The sequence below is a fragment of the Mesorhizobium sp. B2-4-12 genome (genome assembly GCF_006441575.1).
Taxonomy (GTDB): Bacteria; Pseudomonadota; Alphaproteobacteria; order Rhizobiales; family Rhizobiaceae; genus Mesorhizobium.
Genome location: NZ_VFVC01000033.1, coordinates 15,983 through 40,557 on the forward strand (window position 1 = coordinate 15,983; position 24,575 = coordinate 40,557).

The 24,575-nt window shown below is 63.0% G+C and carries 28 protein-coding genes and 1 riboswitch; of the genes, 8 read left to right on the forward strand and 20 right to left on the reverse strand.

From position 1 onward, the window contains the following. Positions 1–5: 5 nt before the first annotated feature. Entirely contained in the window at positions 6–830 is an 825-nt protein-coding gene (locus FJ934_RS19060; RefSeq protein ID WP_140611286.1) for a DUF2189 domain-containing protein, read from the reverse strand. 190 nt (positions 831–1,020) lie between these two features. Between FJ934_RS19060 and FJ934_RS19065 the strand changes: the two genes are divergently transcribed. Then, complete coding sequence (locus FJ934_RS19065) at positions 1,021–1,533, forward strand: CAP domain-containing protein (protein WP_140611288.1); 513 nt, start codon at positions 1,021–1,023, stop codon at positions 1,531–1,533. Positions 1,534–1,792: 259 nt separating this feature from the next. Here FJ934_RS19065 and FJ934_RS19070 read toward each other — a convergent pair whose 3' ends face one another. The 8 genes from FJ934_RS19070 to FJ934_RS19105 all read right to left on the reverse strand — a co-directional run bounded on the left by FJ934_RS19070 (position 1,793) and on the right by FJ934_RS19105 (position 10,231). Next, positions 1,793–3,325, reverse strand: a complete 1,533-nt coding sequence (locus FJ934_RS19070) for a DHA2 family efflux MFS transporter permease subunit (protein WP_140611290.1) — start codon at positions 3,323–3,325, stop codon at positions 1,793–1,795. A 306-nt stretch (positions 3,326–3,631) separates the two neighbouring features. Then, the gene (locus tag FJ934_RS19075; RefSeq protein WP_140611292.1) at positions 3,632–4,807 is read right to left on the reverse strand and encodes an HlyD family secretion protein; all 1,176 of its coding nucleotides are present in this window, start codon (positions 4,805–4,807) and stop codon (positions 3,632–3,634) included. Then, the gene (locus FJ934_RS19080; RefSeq protein WP_140611294.1) at positions 4,804–5,283 is read right to left on the reverse strand and encodes a MarR family transcriptional regulator; all 480 of its coding nucleotides are present in this window, start codon (positions 5,281–5,283) and stop codon (positions 4,804–4,806) included. Before FJ934_RS19080 ends, FJ934_RS19075 begins: the two co-directional genes overlap by 4 nt. 159 nt (positions 5,284–5,442) lie before the next feature. Then, positions 5,443–6,492, reverse strand: coding sequence for an iron ABC transporter permease (locus tag FJ934_RS19085; RefSeq protein WP_181165683.1), 1,050 nt, complete (start codon positions 6,490–6,492; stop codon positions 5,443–5,445). Further along, the gene (locus FJ934_RS19090) at positions 6,492–7,439 is read right to left on the reverse strand and encodes an ABC transporter substrate-binding protein (RefSeq protein WP_140611296.1); all 948 of its coding nucleotides are present in this window, start codon (positions 7,437–7,439) and stop codon (positions 6,492–6,494) included. The genes FJ934_RS19085 and FJ934_RS19090 overlap by 1 nt, the downstream gene beginning before the upstream one ends. 47 nt (positions 7,440–7,486) lie before the next feature. Beyond that, complete coding sequence (locus FJ934_RS19095; RefSeq protein ID WP_140611298.1) at positions 7,487–8,272, reverse strand: ABC transporter ATP-binding protein; 786 nt, start codon at positions 8,270–8,272, stop codon at positions 7,487–7,489. Next, positions 8,269–8,673, reverse strand: coding sequence for a DUF1636 family protein (locus tag FJ934_RS19100; RefSeq protein ID WP_210241969.1), 405 nt, complete (start codon positions 8,671–8,673; stop codon positions 8,269–8,271). Before FJ934_RS19100 ends, FJ934_RS19095 begins: the two co-directional genes overlap by 4 nt. 85 nt (positions 8,674–8,758) lie before the next feature. Beyond that, positions 8,759–8,966, reverse strand: a riboswitch (cobalamin riboswitch). A gap of 317 nt (positions 8,967–9,283) precedes the next feature. Continuing rightward, positions 9,284–10,231, reverse strand: coding sequence for a helix-turn-helix domain-containing GNAT family N-acetyltransferase (locus tag FJ934_RS19105; protein WP_140611302.1), 948 nt, complete (start codon positions 10,229–10,231; stop codon positions 9,284–9,286). A gap of 709 nt (positions 10,232–10,940) precedes the next feature. Between FJ934_RS19105 and groES the strand changes: the two genes are divergently transcribed. Together groES and groL are read left to right on the forward strand one after the other, a co-directional pair. Then, positions 10,941–11,237, forward strand: coding sequence for a co-chaperone GroES (gene groES, locus FJ934_RS19120; protein WP_010915433.1), 297 nt, complete (start codon positions 10,941–10,943; stop codon positions 11,235–11,237). A 69-nt stretch (positions 11,238–11,306) separates the two neighbouring features. Continuing rightward, on the forward strand, positions 11,307–12,959 hold the full coding sequence (gene groL, locus FJ934_RS19125; RefSeq protein ID WP_140611304.1) for a chaperonin GroEL: 1,653 nt from the start codon (positions 11,307–11,309) through the stop codon (positions 12,957–12,959). Positions 12,960–13,130: 171 nt separating this feature from the next. On the opposite strand, the gene FJ934_RS19130 is transcribed toward groL, so the two are convergent. Next, on the reverse strand, positions 13,131–13,739 hold the full coding sequence (locus tag FJ934_RS19130) for a TetR/AcrR family transcriptional regulator (protein WP_140611306.1): 609 nt from the start codon (positions 13,737–13,739) through the stop codon (positions 13,131–13,133). A 167-nt stretch (positions 13,740–13,906) separates the two neighbouring features. Here FJ934_RS19130 and FJ934_RS19135 point away from each other — a divergent pair, with 167 nt between their 5' ends. Further along, positions 13,907–14,293 carry a nuclear transport factor 2 family protein gene (locus tag FJ934_RS19135; RefSeq protein WP_140611308.1) on the forward strand — a complete coding sequence of 129 codons (387 nt, stop codon included), beginning with the start codon at positions 13,907–13,909 and terminating at the stop codon, positions 14,291–14,293. Positions 14,294–14,399: 106 nt separating this feature from the next. Here the strand turns inward: FJ934_RS19135 and FJ934_RS19140 are convergent, their stop codons facing one another. The 8 genes from FJ934_RS19140 to FJ934_RS19170 form a co-directional block, all read right to left on the reverse strand. Next, entirely contained in the window at positions 14,400–15,011 is a 612-nt protein-coding gene (locus FJ934_RS19140; protein WP_140611310.1) for a LysE family translocator, read from the reverse strand. Between the two features lie 74 nt (positions 15,012–15,085). Beyond that, positions 15,086–15,406, reverse strand: coding sequence for a YkgJ family cysteine cluster protein (locus tag FJ934_RS19145; protein WP_226890681.1), 321 nt, complete (start codon positions 15,404–15,406; stop codon positions 15,086–15,088). Positions 15,407–15,440: 34 nt separating this feature from the next. Further along, on the reverse strand, positions 15,441–15,602 hold the full coding sequence (locus FJ934_RS28065) for a hypothetical protein (RefSeq protein WP_181165684.1): 162 nt from the start codon (positions 15,600–15,602) through the stop codon (positions 15,441–15,443). 1 nt (position 15,603) lies between these two features. Further along, positions 15,604–16,008 (reverse strand): hypothetical protein, encoded by a 405-nt coding sequence (locus FJ934_RS19150; protein WP_140611313.1) that lies wholly within the window; start codon positions 16,006–16,008, stop codon positions 15,604–15,606. Between the two features lie 457 nt (positions 16,009–16,465). Further along, complete coding sequence (locus tag FJ934_RS19155; RefSeq protein ID WP_246671564.1) at positions 16,466–17,248, reverse strand: SRPBCC domain-containing protein; 783 nt, start codon at positions 17,246–17,248, stop codon at positions 16,466–16,468. Beyond that, on the reverse strand, positions 17,245–17,565 hold the full coding sequence (locus FJ934_RS19160) for a metalloregulator ArsR/SmtB family transcription factor (protein ID WP_140611315.1): 321 nt from the start codon (positions 17,563–17,565) through the stop codon (positions 17,245–17,247). Before FJ934_RS19160 ends, FJ934_RS19155 begins: the two co-directional genes overlap by 4 nt. A 69-nt stretch (positions 17,566–17,634) precedes the next feature. Continuing rightward, complete coding sequence (locus tag FJ934_RS19165) at positions 17,635–18,387, reverse strand: SDR family NAD(P)-dependent oxidoreductase (RefSeq protein WP_140611317.1); 753 nt, start codon at positions 18,385–18,387, stop codon at positions 17,635–17,637. Positions 18,388–18,470: 83 nt separating this feature from the next. Beyond that, entirely contained in the window at positions 18,471–19,124 is a 654-nt protein-coding gene (locus tag FJ934_RS19170; RefSeq protein WP_140611319.1) for a glutathione S-transferase family protein, read from the reverse strand. Between the two features lie 189 nt (positions 19,125–19,313). Here FJ934_RS19170 and FJ934_RS19175 point away from each other — a divergent pair, with 189 nt between their 5' ends. Further along, entirely contained in the window at positions 19,314–19,502 is a 189-nt protein-coding gene (locus tag FJ934_RS19175; protein WP_181165685.1) for a CsbD family protein, read from the forward strand. A 57-nt stretch (positions 19,503–19,559) separates the two neighbouring features. Here the strand turns inward: FJ934_RS19175 and FJ934_RS19180 are convergent, their stop codons facing one another. Further along, entirely contained in the window at positions 19,560–20,687 is a 1,128-nt protein-coding gene (locus FJ934_RS19180; protein ID WP_140611323.1) for a metallophosphoesterase, read from the reverse strand. A 165-nt stretch (positions 20,688–20,852) separates the two neighbouring features. After that, complete coding sequence (locus FJ934_RS19185; RefSeq protein ID WP_181165686.1) at positions 20,853–21,407, reverse strand: TetR/AcrR family transcriptional regulator; 555 nt, start codon at positions 21,405–21,407, stop codon at positions 20,853–20,855. A gap of 149 nt (positions 21,408–21,556) precedes the next feature. Here FJ934_RS19185 and FJ934_RS19190 point away from each other — a divergent pair, with 149 nt between their 5' ends. The 3 genes from FJ934_RS19190 (at position 21,557) to FJ934_RS19200 (ending at position 24,541) form a co-directional block, all read left to right on the forward strand. Further along, positions 21,557–22,393 (forward strand): NIPSNAP family protein, encoded by an 837-nt coding sequence (locus FJ934_RS19190; RefSeq protein ID WP_140611387.1) that lies wholly within the window; start codon positions 21,557–21,559, stop codon positions 22,391–22,393. Positions 22,394–22,543: 150 nt separating this feature from the next. After that, positions 22,544–23,941, forward strand: coding sequence for a class II fumarate hydratase (fumC, locus tag FJ934_RS19195; protein ID WP_140611327.1), 1,398 nt, complete (start codon positions 22,544–22,546; stop codon positions 23,939–23,941). 177 nt (positions 23,942–24,118) lie between these two features. Further along, on the forward strand, positions 24,119–24,541 hold the full coding sequence (locus FJ934_RS19200; protein WP_140611329.1) for a DoxX family protein: 423 nt from the start codon (positions 24,119–24,121) through the stop codon (positions 24,539–24,541). Positions 24,542–24,575: the final 34 nt, after the last annotated feature.

Sequence of the window (24,575 nt, forward strand, 5' to 3'; positions counted from 1 at the left end):
GCGTCCTACATTGGCCGACGGATCGGCCGGATCTGCGCCGGCTCGACCACCTTGCGGTACAGATGCCAGGTAGCATGGCCCAGGATCGGCATGACGACGGCCAGCCCGGCAAACAGCGGGATAGAACCGATCACCAGCAGCACGGCGACCGTCAGGCCCCACAGCGCCATCTGCAGCGGGTTCGCCATCACCGCGCGGGCCGATGTCTCGATTGCCGAGACGGCGCCGACATCACGGTCGAGCAACAGTGGGAAGGCGATCACGGTGGTGGCCAGCACGACCACGGCGAAGACAAACCCCACGGCATTGCCGGCGATGATCAACGTCCAGCCCTTCCTGGTCGTCAGAACGTCACGCAGGAAGGCGCCGACGGAAGCTGGTGGCTGGTCACCAAACTGGCTGGTGTAGATCGACTGTGCCGTGAACAGCCACAAAACGAACAGGGCGAACAGCATGATGCCGATGGCGGCGATCGAGGGCAGCGCCGGGGAGCGACGGACATCGAGGGCATGCCGCCAGCTGGTGTTCATGCCGAGCTCGCGGCGGCGGCTGATCTCGTAGAGCCCGATGGCGGCGAACGGGCCGACCAGCGCAAAGCCCGACATCAAGGGATAGACGAGCTGGATGGCATTGGAGCCCGACGACCACCGGGTGAGGATCAGGCCGACGATCGGGTAAATCAGGCACAGGAACACGTAGTGGGATGGTTTTGCCCAGAAATCTTCTGCGCCGAGCCGCAGCGCGTCCCAGAGGTCGGAGGTCGTGATGTGGCGCACCGTGGGCTGCACATGCATTCCGCGCGCGTCCGCCATGACATGAAAGCCGGCCATAACCTTCCTCCGTTTTTCTCGGGGGCGATCACCGCCTAGGGTGGCCGCCCGTAGCTGCCACTTCAAGAACGCCGGCATCATAGCCGATCTTCCCGGGATTGTCGCCGCATGGACGGCATTTCGCCTCTCCTCACGCGATTTTCATTGCCCAGCCCGGTAAAAGCCATGATCGCGACTATGTCAGGCAAGCATGACCGCTGAAAAAATCGAAATCCGTCAAGCAGGCCTGAACAGGCGCATGTGGCTCAAGGCAGCCGGCCTCGTGGCCTTGGCCGGGCTGGCCGCCTGCGGCACCGTTTCTGTGCCGACCGGTCAAGGGGCGGGGGTCTCCTCCTCCGCCACCGGCACGCTGGCGAGCTTGCGCGCGACCGCGGGACTGGGGCCACTGGTTCCCGATGCACAGCTGGAACAAGCAGCACTCCAGCAGGCCGGCTACATGGCGTCACGGGAGCGCATGAGCCATACCACAGATTGGGGCAAGGATTTCGCTTCGCGCATGAAGGACAACGGAGTGCGAGGTGCCGCGGCCGAGAACATCGCCGAGGGCCGCTTCGACCAGCAAAAACTGTTCGACATTTGGATGCATTCGCAGGGCCACCGGCGCAACATGCTCGACCCGGATTTCAGCCGCTTCGGGCTTGCCTATGTCCGGGACGGACGTGATCCTAATCTGCGCTATTGGGCGCTGGTTCTCGGCAGGTAGGCCCCTATTTTGGTCGTCGCCTTGAATTTCCCCATCAGGTAGGGACCGGAGCGCACCGGCTCGTATTTCGGCGCTTCGTGCCTTTGACCACGCCGCGTCGATCACCGCCTGTGGAATTCCGTGGTTGGTTACAGCCAGAACCCAGTGTCGCGGCAGATGCGATCGACTTCGACGGCGAGCGCCTTCTTCTCGTCAGTGCTGGCGTTTCGAACCGCCCGGGATCGAATACCGGAAAGTGTCGGTCCGCCTGCCGCCGGGCCTAGTCCATATGCGCTGCAGGCGCGCCGCCGGCCGGACCGGCCGTCGGCTTGCGCAGCAGGAAGACAAACGGGATGGCGAGCAGCGTCATCACCATCAATATTTTGAAGTCGTTGACGTAGGAGATCATCATGGCCTGGAGATTGACCATGCGGTCCACCTCCGACAGCGCCATTGGATCGCCACCCGCCGCAGCCGGCGAGACTGCCCAGAGATTGGGGTTGAACGGGCTGATGAAGGCGGAAAGTTCGGCGTGATTGACCTGCGTGTTGCGCACCAGCAGCACGGTCACGACCGAGACGCCGATCGACGAGCCAAGATTGCGCACCAGGCTGAACAACGAGGTTGCGTCGGTGCGGTAGCGTGCGTCGAGCGTGGCGAAGGCAACCGTCGACAGCGGCACGAATACCATTCCCATGCCCAGGCCCTGGATCACCCCGGAGCTGATGATCAGCCAGTTGTCCATCTGCGGCGTGAAGCTGGCCATGGTGTAGAGCGACTGGGCGGTCAGGAGAAAACCGATGACGACGAGAATTCTGGCGTCGATCTTGCCCATGATCCGTCCAACGGCGAGCATCGAAATCATCGTGCCGACGCCGCGTGGTCCCATGACGATGCCGATGGTGACGGTCGGATAGCCGAAGATGGTGGACAGCATCGGCGGCAGCAGCGACATGGAAGCTAAAATCAGCACACCCATGACGAAGATGAACGCCAGCCCGGTCACGAAATTGCGGTCGAGGAAAATCTTCGGATCGATGAAGGGATGTTCCGATGTGACCGTGTGAATGATGAACACCCAGAAGCCGGTGATCGAAAGCCCCAGCTCGATCCAGATCTCGACCGAGGAAAACCAGTCGACCTCGCCACCGCGGTCGAGCAGCAGCTGCAGCGCGCCGACGCCGAGCGATATCATGGCAAAGCCGAAGAAATCGAAGCTGCGCACGCGCCGGGCAACGACCGGCAAATAGGCGGCCATGCCAAGGAAGGCGACGATGCCGACCGGCAGGTTGATGAAGAACACCCAGCGCCAGTTGAAGTTCTCGGTCAGCCAGCCGCCCAGCGTCGGACCAAGGATCGGCCCCAGCATGATGCCGGCGCCCCAGATGGCCATTGCCTGGCCGTGACGTTCCTTGGGATTGATGTCGAGCAGGAAGGTCTGCGACAGCGGCACGATCGCGGCGCCGAACACCCCTTGCATCAGCCGGAAAAGCACCATGGTTTCCAGGCTCCACGCCAGGCCGCACAGCATGGAGAAGATGGTGAAGCCGACCACCGCCGTCAGGAACAATTCCTTGCGGCCGAAGCGATCGGCGAGCCAGCCGGTGACCGGCGTCATGATGGCGGCGGCCACGATATAGGAGGTCAGCACCCAGTTTATGTTGTCCGGGGAGGCGCCGAGATCGCCGGTCATCGTCGGCAGCGCGACATTGGCGATGGTCGTGTCGAGCGCCTGCATGATCGTCGCCAGCATGAGCGCGACCGTGATCAGGCCGCGATGCGGCACTTCTTTGAGGGGTTCGGGCGTGCTCATGCGCGCAACTTCCAGCAGGTAACAAAAACGTGTACACAGGGTTTCCGGGCGGCAAGGCCTTCCCTGAGAGACCTTCATCGCGGTGGGACGCGATTATCGATGTGGGGGTTACATCGACCGAAAGTCTCGAGTGAGCGGATGCCTGCCGCCCGGAAACATGAGGACCGACGGGGCGGTGTCGAAGATTTCAGGTGTCGGCCAAACCACGACGCGGCTCGAACCAGGCACTGATCCTTCCCGCTCCTCCCATCAGACCAATCCTGCTATTCGCTTCCACCCGCCTGGTCCTCGCGGGCTTCCGCCGACTTACTGCGCGTGCTCGCCAGCCGTTGCGTGACCGAATATGGCCGGAAAACCGCGGGCAACCCCGGTATCGACCGTGACGGAGACGCTCATGCCGGTACGCAGAGCCATCTTGGCGTCGGGATCGGTCAGTTCCAGCCGCACCGGGATGCGCTGCGTGACCTTGACCCAGTTGCCGGTGGCATTTTGCGCGGGCAGCAGCGAGAATTCCGCACCGGTTCCAGCACCGATCGCCTTGACGGTCGCCTCGAAGGTCCTGCCCGGATAGGTGTCGACGACGATCTCGGCCTTCTGGCCCGGCTTCATGTTGGTGAGCTGGGTTTCCTTGAAATTGGCATCGATCCAGGTGTCGCCGGTCTCGACCAGAGAAAACAACGGCGTGCCGGAGCCGACAAACTGGCCGACCTTGAAGGACGAAGCCTGGGAGATGACGCCATCGGCGGGCGCCTTCACCGTGGTCTGCGCCAGGTCGTATGCGGCCTTGTCGCGGGCGGCGAGCGCCGACATCACGGTCGGATGCTTGTCGGTTTCGATGTCGGGGTTGCCGCCGAGGGCGGCCTTGGCGCTGATGATGCCCTGCTGGGCAACGGCAAGCTGCTGCTTTGCCTTGTCGAGATCGTTCCTGGCCTGGTCGAGTGAAGACTTGGCGTTGATGCCCTTCTGGGCAAGATCGGCGGCACGGCCATACTGCGACTGGGCGTAGTCGACCTCGCTGCTGGCGGACTTCTCCTGCGCCATTGCCTGGCTGTAAGCGGCGCGCAGCTGCTCGACATTGAGGCGCGCGGCAGCAACAGCCGCGTCGGCCTGGGCAAGCGCGATCCGGTAAGGCTCGGGATCGATGGCGAACAGGAGATCGCCCTGCTTAACCATCTGATTGTCCGATATGGCGACCTGAACGATGCGTCCCGCAGTGTCCGAGGCGATCGACACCTTGGCCTGCTGCAGGTTGGCGTTCTCCGTCTCCTGATAGCGTCCGCCGGTCACCCAGACATAGCCGCCGCCGATGACCAGGGCCGCCGGCAAGGCGAACATCAGAAAAAAACGGCCCATGCGGCGCTTCTTCGGCGCTGGCACTGGCTGCACGGGAGGAGCGACGGCAACAGGAGCAGCAGCCGGCTGGGCCGGTGCATCCATCTCCACCTTGGGGGCGCTCTCGCCTATCTTGGCTACCGCGTTCATGCTGCTGCGCCTTCTGTATTCTTGACCTTTTCGTCCGACGATGAATCGCCATCCGCGAGATTTTGCGCCATCGCATCGAGCGACCTGATCAGGATGCGACGGTCCTCCGGCGAAACGCCGACAAGCGATTCCTCATAGACCTCGCCGGCGAGGCTCTTGACCTCGGCATAGGCCGCGCTCGCCTTGGCGGTCGGAAAAATCATCCGCACTCGGCGGTCGGCGGCGTCGGCGCGGCGTTCGATCCACCCGCCCTCCTCCATCCGGTCGACAAGGCGCGAGACGCTGATGGGCTCGATTTCGAGCAATTCCGCGAGCCGGGCCTGCGAGACCCCCGCCTCCTTGGCGACACGCACCATAAGGCGCCACTGCGCCGACGACAGGCCAAGCCCGCTGGCGCGCATCTCGAAGCGCTTGCGCAGCAGACGCTGTACGTCGTGGATTAAAAATCCCAATCTATCGATGCCATCAGAAACCATGAGCGATACTTATAATAAGCGTGCTTACTATTCAAGGTGCCAAATCGCAACGGAAGCCGGCAAATGTGCAGGACAGCCATGCGACACGGTCATGGTTGGCAAGAAGTAAGCGTCGTGAGCTTTTTGGAAGGAACCTGACAAGGGCAGAACCGAACGTTCTCACAGGCGATTTCGAACGACCATCGTGACGACGAAGAACGCGCCGAGCGAACTGGTGATAATGCCGATCGGCAATTCCTGTGGCGGCAGAAGCGTGCGGGCCAGAAGATCGCTTGCCAGCAAAAGCACCGCCCCAAACAGCGCGCAGCTTGCGATCAGACGCAAATGCAAGGGGCCGGCCAGCGGCCGCGACAAATGCGGGATCATCAATCCGACAAAGCCGATGACGCCGGCGACCGAGACCAGAATTGCCGTCGAGAAGGCGGCGACGAGGAATGTCGCCCTGCGCATCCTTGCCACGGGCACGCCAAGGCTTTCGGCGGCACTTTCGCCGGCCAGGAAGGCGTCCAGCCTGCGATGGTTCCAAAGCCCGTAGGCCGCGATCGTGCCGGCCCCCAACGCACCCAGCCACACATTGTCCCAGCGCGCCAGCCCAAGCCCGCCCATCGTCCAGAACAGCACCGAATGGGCCGCGCGCTGGTCTCCGGCAAAGACCAGGTAGTTGGTCAACGCCGTGAACATGAAGGAGACGGCAAGCCCGGCAAGGATCAAACGTTCCGGGCCCTGCCCCCTTACCCGCGCGACCAGCAGCAGCACGATGCCCGCTGCCAATATGCCGCCGGTGAAGGCCGCGATCGGCAAGGTCCAGATGCCGAAACTGTCACCAAAGACGGTGATGACGGAAACCGCGCCCGCGGCGGCCCCCGAAGACAGGCCGAACAGGAAGGGATCGGCGAGATCGTTACGCGTCACCGTCTGCAGCAACGCGCCGACCATGCCGAGGCCCGCGCCGACACAGACCGCCAGGATCGTGCGCGGCAGCCGCAGATCGACGACGATCTTGCCCACCGGGCCAGACACCTGATGTTCATTCAACCCAACGGCATGGCCAAGTGCGGCAATGACGTCGGTCAGCGGTATCAGCGTCGAACCATAGGCGATCGACAGCAGCACGAGAGCGACGGTCGCCACCGCGCCCGCCGCCATGGCCAGCGGGAATGCCTTATGCCCTGAGAGCGCGCCGGATTTGTGCTTCAGGGCGAGATGCATCAGAACGCTTCCGGATGCATCGCCCTGGCGATCTTGCCGATCGCGTCGATGTTTGCCGGTCCGGGCGTCAGCTCGGCATAACGCAGGGCCACGAAACGCTCGTTCTTGACCGCGTCCGTCTCTTTCATCGCCGGATGGGCCTTGAGGAAGTCGAGGAGCTTCTTGTAGCCGCCACCATCCTGGTAGTCGAGCAGGATAAGGAATTGCGGATTGCGCGACGCCACGGTTTCCCAATCCGTGTTGCCCCAGCTCGTCTCCATGTCGGCCATGATGTTTTCGCCGCCGGCCGCCGTGATCATGGCACTCGGGATGGCGAATTTTCCGGCGGTGAACGGCTTGTCCTCGCCTGAATCATAGAGGAACACCCGTGTTCCATTGCGGGCGCCGACCTTGGCGGTAATGTCGGCGAGTTGCGCCTTCCAACCGGCAACGAGCTTCTCCGCCTCGGCCTCCTTGCCGAAGATCTTGCCCAGTTTTTCGACATCGCCGTAGAAAAGGTCCATCGAGGCGGCGGGCCGGTTCTTGTCGAGATGGACGCAGCTTTCCGTCAGCACCAGCGTCTTGATGCCGTGCGGCGCGAGCGTGTCGGGCGTCACATCGCCGCCCGGCTTCATGCCATAGTACCAGCCGGCGAAGAAGAAATCAGGCTCGACCGCGACGAGGTTTTCGAGTGTCGGGTATTTCGGCGCCAGTTCCGGGATCGAACCCTTCTCGGCCTTGAAATCGGGCCCGACCTTGTACCATCCGGTGATGCCGGTCAGGCCGACGATCGACGGCTGCAGCTTCAGCGCGAAGGCCATCTCTGCCATGTTGAGATCGTGGATGACGGCGCGCTTGGGAGGCGCATCGAAGGTCAGCGGCTTGCCGCAACTGTCGACGGTGACCGGGAAGGCGAAGGCTGCCGACGCCAGCAGCGAGAAGGCGAGCGACAGGGCGAGGCGTTTCACGATTTTTGCTCCTTGGTTGAACTGTGTCGGATGAAAGTTGGTTTCGGTCAGGAAGGCGCGGCACGGTTCGGAACATCGAACACGGTCAGTTCGCGATCCTCGGTGGGATGGCGCAGGCGAAACACGTCGACGCCGAAAATCTCGCGGATCAGCTGTTGCGTCAGCGCTTCGCGCGGCGCCGCCAGCGCATGCAGCCGGGCTTCGTTCATCACCGCGACCCTGGTGGCGAAGGGTGCCACCAGCGCCAGATCGTGCAGCACCGCGATCACCGTCATGCCGAAGCCAGCCACGAGTTCGAGCAGTTCCGCGCGGGCGCGCGGGTCGAGATGATTGGTCGGTTCGTCGAGGAACAATACTTTCGGTTCCTGGGCGATGGCGCGCGCAAGCTGGGCGCGTTGGCGTTCCCCGCCCGACAGCGAGCCAATGGTGCGGCTAAGCAGGGGCAGCAAACCGGTCCGGCGCAGCGCGTCCACGACAATGTCGCGTTCCTCGCTCCTGCGTTTCAAGCCGGCATGCGGGACGCGGCCAAGCTCGACATAGTCGATCACCGCCAGCCGCGGATCCGGCTGGTCGGTCTGGCCGACGACGGCGATGTGAAGGGCCCGCTCGGCCGGCGAAATCCTGTCGAGGCGGCGCCCGCCGAGTTTCACCTCTCCGGAACTTGGCTTGAGCATGCCGGACAACATGCGCAGCAACGTGGTCTTGCCGGCGCCGTTGGGGCCGATAATGGCGAGGCGATCGCCGATGGCCATGGACAGGCTGACCGCGTGGACCAGATTCCGCCCATTCGCCACCGCGCCGAGATCGCGCGCCTCGAGAAGCGGCACCGTCATCGGCTGTCTCCTGCTGGCTCGCCCGCTACCGGGATGCGGGCCAGCGTCTTGCCGGCCAGTCGCGGCGGACGTTGTCCGGCATTGCACCAGCCGTCGGGGAGCGAGGCGTAGAGCCTGGCAAACCGCACGAGATCGCCGGCGTCGGCCTCGGGATCGATGGAGCCGAAGAGATAGGCGGCCTTGCCCGGGGCCTGGAACGCCACCGCCAGCGGCCGCGCACAGCCTGCCATGCACGCCACCCCCTCGACCGTGAAACCCTGCGCCACCGCGAGTTCGGCGTGGGTCGACAACCGCGAGCGCAAATCGGTGCACAAAGCTTCGCCCGACCTGGTCCCTGTCGGGATGTCGCGGCAAAGCGTGCACACGATGATACGGTGAATGCGATCTATGGCGGCGCCCAACTTTCCGTCTTTCTCGATTGGCGACGGAAGGATGTTGGCGGTCGGTCGTCAGACCGACGTCCACGTCTCCTCCCGGCACACCCCGTCCGGTCAACTCCGTGATGGCAGGTCTCCTGGCTCGCGGGTCTCGGCGCAATCCTGCCTTCCCAGCCTCGCCGGCCAGTGGCATTTCGGATCTCGCTCACCGCTTACAGTTGCGGGGGCAGCCACGGCCTCGATCCTAGGCGGATCTCACCGTGTTCCCTTTTCACCCCTCGCCTTTCGACTCGGGGACCATCACCATTCCACCCTAGTTTTCCCCGGATTGCATCGCAACGGATTTCTCAGTCGCCACGATCGGAGCCGAAGCCGCGCGCGACCACGCATCTTTATGTAATAACATAACGCAATAACGCATGAGGCGCGGCGCTGTCAAGCGAGGGGCTGTCAGCCATCTGTCGAGCGAATTGCGCGGAGTGCGCAATTTCGATCAAATTGGCCAAGCGCGGAAAGCCGGATGATTTCAGGTCGAATCGACCTGAAATCTGAATCCGCTTCTAATCAAAGAGATAGGGCATGACGTCGTCTGAAAACCGCTTCACACTTTTCGGCATCATGCTCTGGCGGAAGATCACAAATCAAGATTCCAGTTCTGACCAACCAGATCCTTGCCGAAGGAATGGTGAGGTTCTTCCTCGATCAGTTTGAAGCCGGCGGCCTGATAGATATGCCGGGCAGCGGCGAGAATGTCGTTTGTCCACAAGGTCAGGGTCTTGTATCCCCTGGCGCGGGCAAAGCCGATGACTTCCTCCACCAGTCGCTTGCCGATGCCGAGGCCACGCGCCGAAGGCTCGACATAGAGCAAACGCAGCTTGGCCACCTGATCCGACTTGCGTACGACGAAGACCGAGCCGACGACCTCGCCTTCCCGCTCGGCGATCCAGCTGCGCTCCCATTTCGGATCGTAGGATTTCACGAACGCCACGAGGATTTCGGCGACCAGCGCCTCATAGGTTTCGTCCCAGCCATAGTCCTGGGCATAGAGCAGCCCTTGCCGGTGGGTGATCCAGCCGATGTCGCCGATCTGCAGCGGCCTCAACAGATAGGGGATCGTTGGCTCGGCATTTTCGGCGAGTAGACGCTGCACCGTCTGCATGGATTTGACCAGCCGGTCTTGTTCCGATGCCGGCAGCCGATCGAGCAGGGCCCGGACCTGATCGTGCGATTCCTTGTTCAGCGGTGCGAAGGCATTCCTGCCCGCCTGCGTCAACGCAATCGACGATTGCCTCGCGTCCGAAACCAGCGTCGCTCTAGAGATGAGGTGAAGGCGTTCGAACTTTTTCAGCAAACGGCTGACATAGCCGGCATCGAGGCCGAGATCGCGTCCAAGGTCGGTCGCGGTCAGGCCATCGCGATGCGCCAACTCGTAGAGCACACGCGCCTCGGTCAGGGAGAAGGCGCTTTTCAGCAGCCCTTCGTCGAGCAGCCCGATCTGGCGGGTGTAGAAGCGGTTGAATGCCCGCACGACATCGATCCGCTCATTGGGCGCATCATTGCCGGGCTGATGGTGAACCGTCATGGACATCTCCTGTCTTTACAGGATCAATCATTTACTTGACTGAGTCAACTATCTTGAGCATCCGACGTGTTCACATCATCGGCAACACCGGCCAACGATCCGCAAATCCTGCCGCCGGATAGCACCGCGATCGGCCCGAACTGCTGCAGCACGGCCGCGCTCTGCGTCGGCCGCAGGAACACGCAATCGCCTGGCCTGATGGCCGTATCGGCAGGCAAGCCCATGAATTGCTGCAACCGATGTCAACAGGCGGGAGCGGCGTGAGGGCGATCCTGGCCGGTCGCTGGTCTATCTCGCCCGACGAATAAGGCCTTCAAAGCCGTCGGCCAGATCGGAGGCGCCGGCCGTGAACATCTTAACGAGGTTCTAGGGACGGCCGGGAGTTTTGTTGGCATCAAGGAGGATGGCCCTGCCCTCATGCAGAACAAAATCGAATTTTCCGTAGTCAAAGCCGAGTTCACGTCGCCGCGGCGGAACGTTGCCCGCTTCTGGTCCTCGGTTCGGCCAAGCTTCGGTGAGTTCACCATCATGATGGAAAGAGGCACTCGGCGCGCCTTGACTCTGGCAGGCCAGCAGCCTATCTCATCGCCACGTTAGCACTCGCCATTGGTGAGTGCTAACTACAGGTCCGGCGCCGCCGGACTTTGTTGTTGTCCGGCTTCGCCGGATGGAGGAACTGTTTCTCACCGTTCTCATCGAGGAAGAAAAAATGGCAAAGTCGAAGTTCCGCCCGCTTCATGACCGCGTGGTCGTTCGCCGGGTCGAATCCGAATCCAAGACCGCCGGCGGGATCATCATCCCGGATACGGCGAAGGAAAAGCCGCAGGAAGGCGAGATCATCGCCGTCGGCTCCGGCGCCCGCGACGAAAGCGGCAAGCTCGTTCCGCTGGACGTCAAGGCTGGCGACCGCATCCTGTTCGGCAAGTGGTCGGGCACGGAAGTCAAGCTCAATGGCGAAGACCTTCTGATCATGAAGGAATCCGACATCATGGGCATCATCGGCTGATTATCGGCCTTTCCGTCAACTGAATCTTGAATCTTCGGGCTCGCTGCGAGCCCCTGCCAGGAGTTAAACATGGCTGCCAAAGACGTAAAATTCTCCCGTGACGCCCGCGAGCGCATGCTGCGCGGTGTCAACATCCTCGCCGACGCGGTGAAGGTCACGCTCGGCCCCAAGGGCCGCAACGTCGTCATCGACAAGTCGTTCGGCGCCCCGCGCATCACCAAGGACGGCGTCACCGTCGCCAAGGAAATCGAGCTTGAGGACAAGTTCGAGAACATGGGCGCGCAGATGGTCCGCGAAGTTGCTTCGAAGACCAACGACATCGCCGGCGACGGCACCACGACCGCGACCGTTCTGGCTCAGTCGATCGTCCAGGAAGGCCACAAGGCGGTTGCCGCCGGTATGAACCCGATGGATCTGAAGCGCGGCATCGATCTCGCCGTGGCCGACGTGGTCGGCACGCTGATCAAGAACGCCAAGAAGATCAAGACCTCGGAAGAGGTTGCCCAGGTCGGCACCATCGCCGGCAATGGCGACTCCTCGGTCGGCTCGATGATCGCGGAAGCGATGCAGAAGGTCGGCAACGAGGGCGTCATCACGGTCGAGGAAGCCAAGACCGCCGATACCGAACTGGAAGTCGTCGAAGGCATGCAGTTCGACCGCGGCTATCTCTCGCCTTACTTCGTCACCAACGCCGACAAGATGGTCGCCGATCTGGAAGACGCCTACATCCTGCTGCATGAGAAGAAGCTCTCCAACCTGCAGGCCATGCTGCCGGTGCTCGAGGCTGTCGTGCAGACCTCCAAGCCGCTGCTCATCATCTCGGAAGACGTCGAAGGCGAGGCTCTGGCCACGCTGGTCGTCAACAAGCTGCGTGGCGGCCTGAAGATCGCCGCCGTCAAGGCGCCGGGCTTCGGCGACCGCCGCAAGGCCATGCTGGAAGACATCGCCATCCTGACCGGTGGCCAGGTCATCTCGGAAGACCTCGGCATCAAGCTCGAGAATGTCGGCCTCAACATGCTCGGCCGCGCCAAGAAGGTGTCGATCTCCAAGGAGAACACCACCATCGTCGACGGCGCCGGCAAGAAGCCGGAGATCCAGGGCCGCGTCGCGCAGATCAAGCAGCAGATCGAGGAGACCACCTCGGACTACGACAAGGAGAAGCTGCAGGAACGCCTGGCCAAGCTCGCCGGCGGCGTTGCGGTGATCCGCGTCGGCGGTGCGACCGAAGTGGAAGTCAAGGAAAAGAAGGACCGCGTCGATGATGCCCTCAACGCGACCCGCGCGGCCGTCGAAGAAGGCATCGTTCCCGGCGGCGGCGTCGCGCTGCTGCGCGCCTCGCTCAACATCAAGGCGACCGGCGCCAACTCCGACCAGACCGCCGGCATCAACATCGTGCGTCGCGCGCTGCAGGCTCCGGCCCGCCAGATCGCGGCCAACGCCGGTGCGGAAGCCTCGATCGTCGCCGGCAAGATCCTTGAGAACAAGGGTGCGACCTTCGGCTACAACGCCCAGACCGGCGAGTATGGCGACATGATCGCCATGGGTATCGTCGACCCGGTCAAGGTCGTGCGCACGGCTCTGCAGGACGCGGCCTCGGTCGCCGGCCTGCTGGTCACCACCGAAGCCATGATCGCCGAGGCTCCGAAGAAGGAGTCGGCTGGCGGTATGCCGGGCGGCATGCCTGGCGGCGGCATGGGCGGCATGGGCGGCATGGACTTCTAAGAAGTCCATAAGTACGCCCATCAACTCACTTTGCTCAAGCCCGCAAGCGGGCTTGAGTGGCGGCATGGACTTCTAATCCAGCCAATCAGCTATTTGCAAAGGGCGGCAGCGATGCCGCCCTTTTTCTTTGGAACCAGCAGTTGCCGGCAGCCGATCAAATGAAGAGCAGCGTCACACGGCAGCGTCGGCGCGTTGGGCAACTTTACCTGCAAGCACCGCCTGCTCGATTAGCGCAGCCACCTCATCGGCTACCGTAATGACCGGCGTGCGGTCGCGAGTGGCGCGGGCAATCACCATCAGGCCTTCCAGCGACGACTCGACCAGCAGCGCCAGCACCTGCGCGCGGCGCTCGGCCACCCCTGCCCGCAGGAACGCCTCCCGCAGCAGCCCAATCCACTGCTCGAAGGCGGAGCGGCAGATTTCCGCCAGGTCCGGCACGTCGTTGGGCGCGTCGAGCACGATCGGCGCGATCGGACAGCCGAGCGAAAACTCATTCTCCTCCAGCATGCGGGCCACAGACTGGTAGATGTGGTGGACGGCAACCGCCGGATCTTTTTCCGCCGCCAAGGCCGCGCCCAGCCGCTCGGTCACCTCGGCCACACTGGCCCGCGTCACCTCGATAACCAGTTGATCCTTCCCGCCCGGAAAATGGAAGTAGAGCGAGCCGCGCGGCGCGGCACTGGCACTCAAAATGTCGTTCAGCGAGGTCCCGTGATAGCCACGCCGCCGCAAAAGCAGGGCCGTCGCCTCGATCATCCGGGTGCGTGTGTCAGTCGCCATGTCAACCTCTGTCAGGAGAGCGCATTATAGGTCTTGCCTCAAATATGACAATCGGTCTACATGATATGTAAATCGGTCTACATATTTCGGAGACGATAATGCGGAGCTATCGGCTGGAGGTACAGGGCGACGCATCGACGGGTTGCTGAACGGAAGGAGCAGATCAAATGACTACTGAAAACATCATCGACACTGCCGCTGCCTCGCGCTCTGATGCGACGACGGAAATCATGCGGCGCTTCAACGACGTCTTCCAGCGTCATGACCCATCGGCGCTGAGCGAGCTGGTCGACGAAGGCTGCGTGATCGAGAACACCACGCCGGCGCCGGACGGCGCCCGCCGCGACGGCAAGGCCGCCTGCGTCGAGCTGTGGTCGGCGATCGCCACCGGACCCGGCACACGCTTCGATCTCGAGGAGACGTTCGTGGCCGGCGACCGCGCGACGATCCGCTGGCGCTACTGGATGGCCGACGGCAACTCGCTGCGCGGCGTCAACCTGATGCGTGTCGCAAACGGGCGGATCGTCGAGGCGATGGGCTACGTGAAGGGATAGCGTCTCGCGCAATTCCCGGCAAAGTCCATGGCGATTTTCGTCCGGAGTTGCGCAAGAGCCAGTGCATGGAGGGGATCTACGAAGCGGAACCGCTTCCCGTGTGGCGCTAGCGGTCCGCCAGCGCCAGCTTGGCGCCGAGCATCACAAAGGCACCGGCGAAGGTGCGACGCATCCAGGTCAGCACCATCGGTCGCGACACGACATGGCTGCGGATCGAAGCGGCAAAGATGCCGTAGCCGACAAAAACCACGAAGGTCAAAAGCATGAAGACAAAGCTGAGTTCCAGCATCTTCGACAGCGCACTGGGTTCTGTAGCGCTGACGAATTGCGGCAGGAAGGCAAAGAAGAAGATCGACAGTTTCGGGTTGAGCACGTTGACGAGGATACCGGTGGCAATCACCTTGCCGGCCGAGCGCGGCGCGACATTCTCATCGACGCTGAGGCCTCCCTTCTCCTTCAGCGTGTTCCAGGCCATGTAGAGCAGATAGGCGACGCCGAGATATTTCAGCGTCTCGAAGGCGATCGCGCTGGTGTGCAGCAGCGCTGCAAGACCGGTGATGGCGGCGGCCATGTGCGGGATGATGCCGAGCGTGCAGCCGAAGGCGGCAATGACCGAGGCCCGCGCGCCGCGCGAAAGCCCGGCGCTCAGCGTGTAGAGAACGCCGGTACCGGGCGAAGCCACAACGATCAGCGACGTCAACAGGAATTCGATGCTCACGATTGATCCTCCGCTGCCCTGCTCCGATGCAGCCTAGCCAGCAAGGTAGATCAGCACAAGCCGCCGGAACGCGGCTACGACGTCGTCGGCAATCCGTGCGCCCGGCGCGCCATCAGGCAGTCGTCGTCGCCCGGCATGCAGGCGCGACAGACATCCGGGCGGACGTCGTAAATGCCGCAAGCCGTCGCCTTGCCCACCTCGCCGGTCAGGGCCGAGCAGCGCACGCCCTCGCAACGCATGCCGGATTCGTTGGTCGCGACATATTTTGCCGGGATACGGTCGAGCTGCGCGTCATCTTCGGTGGAAAAGCGCGGCCATTCGGCCGAGTAGGAACAGCAAGCGCCACAGCTCTGGCAGTCGAAGGCGGGCGCCGCGAGGCCGCGCGGCGCAAGCACGACAAGGCTGCGATCGGCGTCCTGCGGCAAGGCGTTATTTTTTCCTGCCCGCCTTGCGCGGTGGCGTCTCGACCGGTGACTTGAACAGGTCGGTCGCTGCCTCAACGGGCGCGGCCTTCGGCGCCGCGGCCGGCTTCGCCGGCTTTGCAACGGCCGACGCTGCCGGCTGGTCCTTGGCGGAGAATTTTATGGCCATGTCAGTCCTCGTTGCCGGAGCGCGATGGCGCGCGCGGATTGCGCAAGCGGCCGATCAGCGCCGAAACCGCCGTGATGTTCATTTCCTCCGGCGACCAGATCGCCGTTGCCTCGATGTGATGCGGCCCAAGTTCGCGATGCGTGCTGCCGCTGTAAGCGGCGTCCTGATAGGTGACCAGCTGCCGTGTCTTGGGATCTTCGCGGACATATTCGATCAGGTAGTTCGGGCACTCGGCACGGCCACGCACGCCAATCCGCACCTGCGCATCGCCATGGGCCCGCTTGCAGCGCTCGAGCTTTTCCAGCACACGCCGGACATATTCGACCGGCTTGTCCAGCCCTTCGACCATATCGGCGATGGTCGCATTGGCAGCGATCGGCGTTGGCGGCACGCGTTTGGTGGCCATCAGCGTGCGTCCGTGTGGTTCGGCAAGGCTGGCTTGCGCGGTTTGTGCAAAGTGGCGGTCAAAATCTTCTCCTGTCCGGAGCGCCGAAAATGGCGAGGCCGGTCTTTCGGCCATGGCTGCGTACAAAGCAATACGGCGTCTGGTTCAAATTTGTCGGGTGCTGCCTCGCCGCCATGGCTGCCCACAAATACGCATAGCACACCCTGACGGCCAGCGGCCTGGAATTCGATCGCCCTGCACGGGAAAGATGATGCCCGCCCTGCTGCGCCGCAACGCTCTGGCCACTTGCCACGGCCGCTTGAAGAAAAACTTGTGTTCGTAGGGAACCGATGTTCCGATCGGGCGTTTTGGATATGCCGTTAGCAATTCATGAGAGCAATCGAAGAAGGTTGACGGCAAAAGAACGCCTCCCGCGCAATAAAACGCACGAGGGGCGTTCTTGTATGGCGCGCGTGGCCTACATCACGGCGGTCATCATCGGCAGGATTTCATAGCGAAAACCCAACCCGGAACGAACCGCCGGATCCGCCTCGGTCAGTTCCCGCACGGCGGCCTCATCATCGGCGCGCACGATGCCGAGTCCCCAGGGGCCGACAGGATCGGCGACCGGTCCGAACAGGATGACACCGCCCTCGCCCAGCTTGCCGCGCAGATAATCCGAATGCTGTTTCATCAGCGCCTTTTCCGCATCGGTCAGGGTGAAGGCAAAGTCGGGCCGTGGCGGGATCAGCCGGCAGTGGAACACGCCCTGCGGTTTGCCGCCGGCCCCATCCGTGAGGAAGGCGGCCAGCCAACCCAGCACGCGTTCCCAGCCGAGGCCGTGATCGCGGCAAGCACCCTCGCGAGTGCCGAACCCCTCATGACGCAAAATCAGCCGCGTTCCGGTGTCGATCGCTTCGAGCATGTAGGTCACGGTGGTGACGTTGTCGCCGTCCCACGGGGCCTTCCATGTCAGGACCAGAAGGTGCGGCGGCTCGACCTTGAGATATTCGCCCTGGACATGAAATTCCTGGCCATCGGCGCCCTTGCCTTCCGATCGCCACGTGCCGCCCGGCCGCACGTCTGCCGTATGTCTCGTTGTCCGGTAGAGCTCGTCCGATCCCCACCAGAGCGGAATCTGATCATCCGCCGTCAGGGCGCGAAACACCCGCTCGGGAGGCGCGGCTATCGTCACGGTGGCGAGAATTGTGCCCGCCGACACATCGGCGATGGCGCGAGGTCCGTCGTGGCTGGCCATCATTCATTCTCCAGATAAGACTTCAGATTGCCGAGGCTTGCCTGCCAGAAATCGCGATAGGGCAAGATCCAATCGGCCACGTCCTTCAGTTCAGCCGGTTCCAACCGGTAGAGCCGCTCGCGGCCGTGCTTCTGCTCGGAGACGACGCGCAGCTCGCGCAGAACCCTCAGATGCTTGGAAATCGCCGGCCGGCTCTGCGAAAAGGCCGAGGCGAGTTCGTTGACCGGCGCCGGCCCATGCCGCAACCGGTCGAGAATGGCACGGCGCGTCGGGTCGGCAATGGCGCGAAAGACGGAACGGTCAGGATCAGTCTGCAGCATAATGCGTATCCATTTGGTTACGTATTATGCTGATTGGAGACTTCCGTCAATCTTGCTCCAAAAGAGTGCTCAGCGCTCCTGGTCGGTCGGCCTGATGACGATCTCGTTGACGTTGACGCGTGCCGGTTGAGTGACCGCATAGAGGATGGCGGCGGCGACATCCTCGGCGGCCAGCGCCTCCATCGTGGCGAGGCGCTGGTCCAGTCCCGCCTTCGAGGCGGCGTTGGTGATGTGGTCGCCGAGCTCGGTGCGCACCAGGCCGGGCTCGATGACGGTAACGCGGACCTTGTCGGCATAGACCTCACGCCGCAGCGATTCCGAAAAACCGACGACGCCGAATTTGGTCGCTGCATAGCCGCTGGCGCCGGGATTGGCGACGCGGCCGGCGACCGACGAGACATTGACGATATGACCCTTGGCAGCCCGGAGATGCGGTAGCGCTGCCTTGGTCACGCCCATCAGGGCCAGCAGGTTGAGTTCCACCATCTGGCGCCAGTCCTCGAGCGTCGCCTCCGCGGCCGGCGACAGCAACATCACTCCGGCATTGTTGACGAGGATATCGAGCCGGCCCCATTCGGCCACCACCTTTCCGACCATAGCAGTGATGTCATCGTTGCGGGTGACATCAGCCTCGATGCGCAACGCCGCTCCGCCGGCCTTCTCGATGCGTGCGGCCAGCGCTTCGAGCCGATCGGCACGGCGGGCGGCGACCGCCACCTTTGCCCCAGCGGCGGCCAGCGCCGTGGCTGTTGCCTCACCAATACCCGATGAGGCGCCGGTGACGAGAGCGACCTTGTCGGCGAGCCTGGAAGAAACGGTCATTGCAACATCTCCAAAAAGCCCCTGCCCAACGCTCCTAGATAGGCTGGCCCGATCCTTCTGGAAGGCCGCTTCCCAGACAGGCGCTATTCGTCAGGCCCGGGCTCGGGCCAAGGTTCCCTCGCCGCCTCCGTGTACCATTGCCGCATCGCCGGCGTCGCGAGCACGGCATCGACATAGGCCCTGGTGTCGGACGCCAGCATGCCGCCATAAGTGTCGAAGCGTGTGACAACGGGCGCATACATGGCGTCGGCCGCAGTGAAATGGCCGAACAGGAAGGGGCCACCCTTGCCGTATTTCTCGCGGCACTCGCGCCATAGCGCTTCAATGCGCGCTCGCTGCGCCTCGCCTTCGGCGTCGAGCGGCTTGTGCGCTTTCGGCCGCCGCAAATTCATCGGCCAGCCATAGCGGACCTCGCGAAAACCGGAATGCATCTCGGTCGCCGCCGCGCGCGCCATAGCGCGAGCGCCAATATCGGCAGGCCAGAGGTTCTTGTCCGGAAAAACGTCGGCAAGATATTCAAGGATGGCAAGGGTTTCCCAGACGACCCTGCCCTTGTGATTCAGGACCGGCACCTGGCCGGTCGGCGACACTTTGGCGAGGTTGGCGGCAGTTTCGGGCGTGCGCAGCCGCACAAGACCTTCCTCGAAGGGAATCTCCAGATGCCTCATCGCCAGCCATGGCCGCAGCGACCATGAGGAGAAGCACTTGTTGCCGATGTAGAGCGTGAAGTCCGCCATTTTTTTCCCCATGTGCACGACCGTCCCGGAAACCTTTGGCGCGTGCGTCTCGGCAACCTAGCCGGTCAGCTTTGCCGCCGGAAGCGGCTGCTCGCACTCATTTGCTTGCGGGACAATGCTTGGAACTTAACAGACACTGGCCCGTTTGTTCCGCGCGGACGAATTCCTCCGAATTCGAACTCCCAGGAGATGCGGAAAATGGTGAACAAGGATCAGGTCGCGGGCATGGCCAAGCAGATCAAGGGCTCGGTCAAACAGGCTGCCGGCAAGGCGACCGGCAACAGGCGGACCCAAGCCGAGGGCATGGCGGACAAGGCCGCGGGCAAGGTGCAGAAGACCTATGGCGACTTGAAGGACAAGGTTAGGAAGGCCCTCTGACCCCCAGCCAGACCTGATTCTGTTCATCAGGAAAGGCGGCTGCCAAAGCCGCCTTTTTCATGTGCTCCAACCCTTGCTGAAAGCATTGGTGAAGGCGACCTCGCCATGATCATCGCGCGCCTCACCCAACACCAGGTCCATGCCGTCGCTGGTCACCCTGGCCAGCGCGAAGCCGCCCATAAAGGCAGCCTTCGGCTTGAACAGGTCGAGCCCGTCACGGCGGTAGACCAGCGACGTTTCGTGCTGGTGGCCATGGAAGATTCCAACGATATTGTACCCCTTCAGCATCGCCACCAGCGCCTGCCTGTCGGCATCGCCCCACCAGTGCGGCGCACCGGCGCCCTCATCGTCGTAGGTCCGCTTGGCAGGATCCCAACGCTCCGTCGAAAAAGTATCCCAGCCATAGTGCTGGAACAGGATGACGGGGCGGCCATCGGCCGCGTAGGTCGCCAGATCCTGCTTGAGCCATGGCAGGCTGCTGTCAGCACCGTGGCCGGTATCGCCGGCGAAACGATGCGTCTGGACGAGATGCAGACCGCCCCAATCCCATGAATAGCAGTCGGTCTCGACATCATAGCTCGTGGCCGGCACGGGCGGCTTGAAAAACACTCCGGCGCGGTGGTTGACCTCGACATAGTCGCGCATTTCGCGCCGGTACCAATCGACATGGTTCGGCGGGCCGTTCTGGTCGAGATCATGGTTGCCGAGCCCGACATAGACCGGCATGTGGACGCGGTCCGGGCCAACGCCTTGCTGGTAACGCTGGCTGAATTGGAGAAGCTGCGTGCCCTCGCTCGGCTGGGTGATCTGGCCACCGCCATCGTCGGTCATGTCGCCGCCGACGACGAGGCCGAGCGGCATGCCGATCCGGTTGCCTGCCGAACGCAAGCCGGTGGCGACACCGTTGATCTCGGCCGGCCAATCCTTGTCGGCGATGGCGTTCAGTGCCGCGACATTGCGCAGCAGTGCGGCGTCGGTCTTGCCTTCCTGCAGGCAGTTGGGGCTCAAGCCGTTCGCCATGCGGCAGGCATGGACATCGGCGATGAACAGGAACGTGGCGTCGATGGGCTGGATGCGCTGCCCGGTCTGGCTGAACGCCGGACGTGAAACCGCCACGGCAAAACCCGCGGCCTGCGCCAGAAAGCTGCGTCGTGAAAACAATGTTGGCTGCCGGTGATTCATCATCGGCGGAATTTCAGCACAAACGGCGTCTGCCCGTCCAGTTTCACGACTTCCTTGGCCATCGACATCGCGATGAACGGCTATGAGACGATCAAGCCGCTGGCCGAGTAGCAATACCGTTGCGGAATCAGCCTTCCCAATGCCGGATTCCGGCTTCGAAGCCAGGTTCTAGGCTTTATCCAGGGCCGCCAGACAGTCGCGCAGCACGGCGGTGTCCTGCATCGCCTTGGCCATCGACATGGCGCCGGAATAGGTGGCCACGGCCAGTGCCGCAAAACGCTGAGGATCGGTGCCTTGCTCCCTGCCCTCCTGCTGGTCGGCCCTGATCTTATCGGCGAGCGCCTGACGCCACGCGGCAAAGATGCCGGCAAGGGCAGCGCGGAAATCGGGATTGGCGAGCGACAGTTCATGCGCGAGATTGTTGAGCGGACAGCCGCGCACGAAACCCTGCCGCTCCAGTTCCGCCGCCACGGCCTCGAACACAGCCCGCACGCCATCGCGGGCCGAAGCCGCCGCCCGCACCGGCGCGATCCATGTCTCCTCGACCGCCGCCGCGACGCGCTCATCGATTACCGCCAGCGCCAGCGCCTTCTTGGTCGGGAAATGATGATGCAGAGCCCCGCCACTGACACCCGCCGCCGCCATCAGGTCGGCCAGGCTGGAAGCGTGATAGCCGCGCACCTGAAATGATTCCTCGGCCACGTCGAGCATTTTCCTGCGCATGCCCTCAGGGTCGTTGACGCGTTTTCGCGGCCGGGGCGCTGATCGACTGGTCGTCTCTGCTGACATTGGCCAACAATAGCATGTTGACAAAACAGGACAACCGGTCTGTTTATAAACAGGATGATCAACCTGTTTATAAGGACTGCCAGATGAACCTGCCTCTGAACATAACGCCGGAGGCGGCGCTCGCCTCGCCTGTCGTCGAGTTGCGGCAGTACACATTGAAGCCCGGGCAGCGTGAAACGCTGATTGCCCTTTTCGACCGGCAGTTCGTCGAGAGCCAGGAGGCGAGCGGGATGACTGTCATCGGCCAATTCCGCGATCTGGACCGGCCGGACATGTTCGTCTGGCTGCGCGGTTTCGACAGCATGGACGCACGCAAGGATGCGCTGACCGCGTTCTACGGCGGACCGATCTGGGCGGCGCACCGTGATGCAGCCAATGCGACAATGATCGATTCCGACGATGTGCTGCTACTGAAGCCGGCTTGGGCAGGCGCTGGCCTTGACCTCTCGGGCGCGGAGCGGGCCGGCTCGTCCTTTGGCGAAAAACCCCTCCGAAACAAGCGCCTGGCCGGCATTGTTGTCATCCGGATTCATCATCTGCGACCGGGGGCCGAGGCCGGTTTCATCGGCCGCTTCGAAGCCGAGGCGGCGCCGGTACTGACAGCATCGGGAGCACCTTTGCTCGCAGCCTTTGTTACCGAACATGCCGAAAACAGCTTTCCGCGGCTTCCGGTACGGGCAAGTGAAAACGTTTTTGTCAGCGTCATGAGCTTTGAGAACGTGGACGCGCACGCACGTCACGAGGCCGTGCTTTCAGCCTCGTCGGGTTGGCAGGCCTTCTGGCAAGCCGTCCGGCAGGATCTGAGGCGCCCAACGGAGACATTGCGTCTGGCGCCGACCTCGCGCTCGCTGCTTGGCTATCCCGTTGACGTGGCGGGGGGCAAGGGGCTGGCAACTGGCGAAGTTCATACCGTGGGATAGCCTAGCGCCTAACCACGGTTCGGCTGCCTGCGAAGCGTATTACCGGAGCACCTTCTTCAACCGATTTGCATCCTCACCGCGCACAATCTCTGCTTGAAGCCATTTGGGCAACGCGATACGCCGTTGCCGACTTCGAGAAGGAGAAACCTTGTGAGCACGCCAAAGACCAGAACCGAAACCGATACGTTCGGGCCTATCGAAGTCGCCGCCGACCGTTATTGGGGTGCGCAGGCGCAGCGTTCCCTGGGCAATTTCAAGATCGGTTGGGAAAAGCAGCCGGCTTCGATCGTGCGCGCGCTCGGCATCGTCAAGCGGGCCGCGGCGGAAGCCAACATGGACCTGAAGCGGCTCGATCCCACGATCGGCAAGGTGATCGTCGAGGCCGCGCAAGAGGTCATCGACGGCAAGCTCAACGAACATTTCCCGCTGGTGGTCTGGCAGACCGGCTCAGGCACGCAGTCCAACATGAACGCCAATGAAGTGATCTCCAACCGGGCGATCGAAATGCTGGGCGGCGCCATGGGCTCGAAGAAGCCGGTGCATCCCAACGACCACGTCAATATGAGCCAGTCGTCGAACGACACCTATCCGACGGCCATGCACATTGCCTGTGCCGAGCAGATCGTGCATCACCTGATCCCCGCGTTGCACCACCTGCACAAGGCGCTCGCCGCCAAGAGCCGGGACTTCAATCATATCATCAAGATCGGCCGCACGCACACGCAGGATGCCACCCCCCTCACCCTCGGCCAGGAGTTTTCCGGCTATGCGGCACAGGTCGCCTCCTCGATCAAGCGCATCGAGATGACGTTGCCCGGCCTGCAGGAACTGGCGCAGGGCGGCACCGCCGTCGGCACCGGCCTCAACGCGCCGGTCGGCTTCGCCGAAAGGGTTGCGGACCGGATCGCCGCCATCACCGGCATCGCCTTCGTCACCGCGCCGAACAAATTCGAGGCGCTGGCGGCCCACGATTCCATGGTGTTCTCGCACGGCGCCATCAATGCGGCCGCCGCGGCACTCTTCAAGATCGCCAATGACATCCGCTTCCTCGGTTCGGGCCCGCGCTCGGGCCTTGGCGAGCTGTCGCTGCCGGAGAACGAGCCCGGCTCCTCCATCATGCCGGGCAAGGTCAATCCGACGCAGTGCGAAGCGATGACGCAGGTCTGCGTGCAGGTGTTCGGCAACAATGCAGCGCTGACCTTCGCCGGCAGCCAGGGCCATTTCGAGCTCAATGTCTACAACCCGCTGATGGCCTACAACTTCCTGCAGTCGGTGCAGTTGCTCGCCGACGCTTCGGTTTCCTTCACCGACAATTGCGTGGTCGGCATCGAGGCGCGGGAAGACAACATCAAGGCGGCGCTCGACCGCTCGCTGATGCTGGTGACGGCGCTGGCGCCCACCATCGGCTACGACAACGCCGCCAAGATCGCCAAGACCGCGCACAAGAACGGCACCACGCTGCGCGAGGAAGCGCTGGCCACCGGCCTGGTCAGCGAAGCCGATTATGACCGGCTGGTGCGACCGGAGGACATGACGCATCCGGGGTAAGGTATTTTTCGGCGGGAGAATTTTACCCCGTCGTCGCACAGCCCGGCACGAATTTTGCGCGTCTTGCCGGGCCGCGAGAATGTACAACCTGTGAACAATGTGTCGCCACACAGGCGTCTTTGGTGAACAGTTGGCATGGTCTATTTGATTGGCATTCAACCCATTCGGAGAGCCACCATGTCCACCAACACTTCTGTCGCCGGCACCGGTACCGCATCCAACGCCTCGGGCGCGATCCTGGCCGGTCGCGTCCTTCTCTCAATCCTGTTCATCCTTTCGGGCTTCGCCAAGCTGGCGGCGATTTCCGCCACCGCGCAATGGTTCGGCGGTATCGGCCTGCCGCTGCCGACGGTCGCCGCGATCGGTTCGGGCCTGCTGGAATTCTTCGGCGGCCTCGCCATTCTGGTCGGCTTTCAGACCCGCATTGTGGCGATCGTGCTCGCCATCTTCACGCTCGCCGCCACCGCCATCGCGCATCTCAACTTCTCGGACCAGATCCAGATGCTGATGCTGGAGAAGAATCTTGGCCTCACCGGCGGCTTCATCCTGCTTGCAGTGATGGGTGCCGGCGCCTACTCGATCGACGCCAAGCGCGGCTGAAATTCCATCCTCCCAACGATCTGAATTCAGGCGG

Bases quoted from the DNA above. Each gene is read 5' to 3' on its own strand.
- FJ934_RS19060 (WP_140611286.1), bottom strand. From the start codon at position 830: ATGGCCGGCTTTCATGTCATGGCGGACGCGCGCGGAATGCATGTGCAG.
- FJ934_RS19065 (WP_140611288.1), top strand. From the start codon at position 1,021: ATGACCGCTGAAAAAATCGAAATCCGTCAAGCAGGCCTGAACAGGCGC.
- FJ934_RS19070 (WP_140611290.1), bottom strand. From the start codon at position 3,325: ATGAGCACGCCCGAACCCCTCAAAGAAGTGCCGCATCGCGGCCTGATC.
- FJ934_RS19075 (WP_140611292.1), bottom strand. From the start codon at position 4,807: ATGAACGCGGTAGCCAAGATAGGCGAGAGCGCCCCCAAGGTGGAGATG.
- FJ934_RS19080 (WP_140611294.1), bottom strand. From the start codon at position 5,283: ATGGTTTCTGATGGCATCGATAGATTGGGATTTTTAATCCACGACGTA.
- FJ934_RS19085 (WP_181165683.1), bottom strand. From the start codon at position 6,492: ATGCATCTCGCCCTGAAGCACAAATCCGGCGCGCTCTCAGGGCATAAG.
- FJ934_RS19095 (WP_140611298.1), bottom strand. From the start codon at position 8,272: ATGACGGTGCCGCTTCTCGAGGCGCGCGATCTCGGCGCGGTGGCGAAT.
- FJ934_RS19105 (WP_140611302.1), bottom strand. From the start codon at position 10,231: ATGACGGTTCACCATCAGCCCGGCAATGATGCGCCCAATGAGCGGATC.
- groES (WP_010915433.1), top strand. From the start codon at position 10,941: ATGGCAAAGTCGAAGTTCCGCCCGCTTCATGACCGCGTGGTCGTTCGC.
- groL (WP_140611304.1), top strand. From the start codon at position 11,307: ATGGCTGCCAAAGACGTAAAATTCTCCCGTGACGCCCGCGAGCGCATG.
- FJ934_RS19130 (WP_140611306.1), bottom strand. From the start codon at position 13,739: ATGGCGACTGACACACGCACCCGGATGATCGAGGCGACGGCCCTGCTT.
- FJ934_RS19135 (WP_140611308.1), top strand. From the start codon at position 13,907: ATGACTACTGAAAACATCATCGACACTGCCGCTGCCTCGCGCTCTGAT.
- FJ934_RS28065 (WP_181165684.1), bottom strand. From the start codon at position 15,602: ATGGCCATAAAATTCTCCGCCAAGGACCAGCCGGCAGCGTCGGCCGTT.
- FJ934_RS19150 (WP_140611313.1), bottom strand. From the start codon at position 16,008: ATGGCCACCAAACGCGTGCCGCCAACGCCGATCGCTGCCAATGCGACC.
- FJ934_RS19155 (WP_246671564.1), bottom strand. From the start codon at position 17,248: ATGATGGCCAGCCACGACGGACCTCGCGCCATCGCCGATGTGTCGGCG.
- FJ934_RS19160 (WP_140611315.1), bottom strand. From the start codon at position 17,565: ATGCTGCAGACTGATCCTGACCGTTCCGTCTTTCGCGCCATTGCCGAC.
- FJ934_RS19165 (WP_140611317.1), bottom strand. From the start codon at position 18,387: ATGACCGTTTCTTCCAGGCTCGCCGACAAGGTCGCTCTCGTCACCGGC.
- FJ934_RS19170 (WP_140611319.1), bottom strand. From the start codon at position 19,124: ATGGCGGACTTCACGCTCTACATCGGCAACAAGTGCTTCTCCTCATGG.
- FJ934_RS19175 (WP_181165685.1), top strand. From the start codon at position 19,314: ATGCGGAAAATGGTGAACAAGGATCAGGTCGCGGGCATGGCCAAGCAG.
- FJ934_RS19180 (WP_140611323.1), bottom strand. From the start codon at position 20,687: ATGATGAATCACCGGCAGCCAACATTGTTTTCACGACGCAGCTTTCTG.
- FJ934_RS19185 (WP_181165686.1), bottom strand. From the start codon at position 21,407: ATGCGCAGGAAAATGCTCGACGTGGCCGAGGAATCATTTCAGGTGCGC.
- FJ934_RS19190 (WP_140611387.1), top strand. From the start codon at position 21,557: ATGAACCTGCCTCTGAACATAACGCCGGAGGCGGCGCTCGCCTCGCCT.
- FJ934_RS19200 (WP_140611329.1), top strand. From the start codon at position 24,119: ATGTCCACCAACACTTCTGTCGCCGGCACCGGTACCGCATCCAACGCC.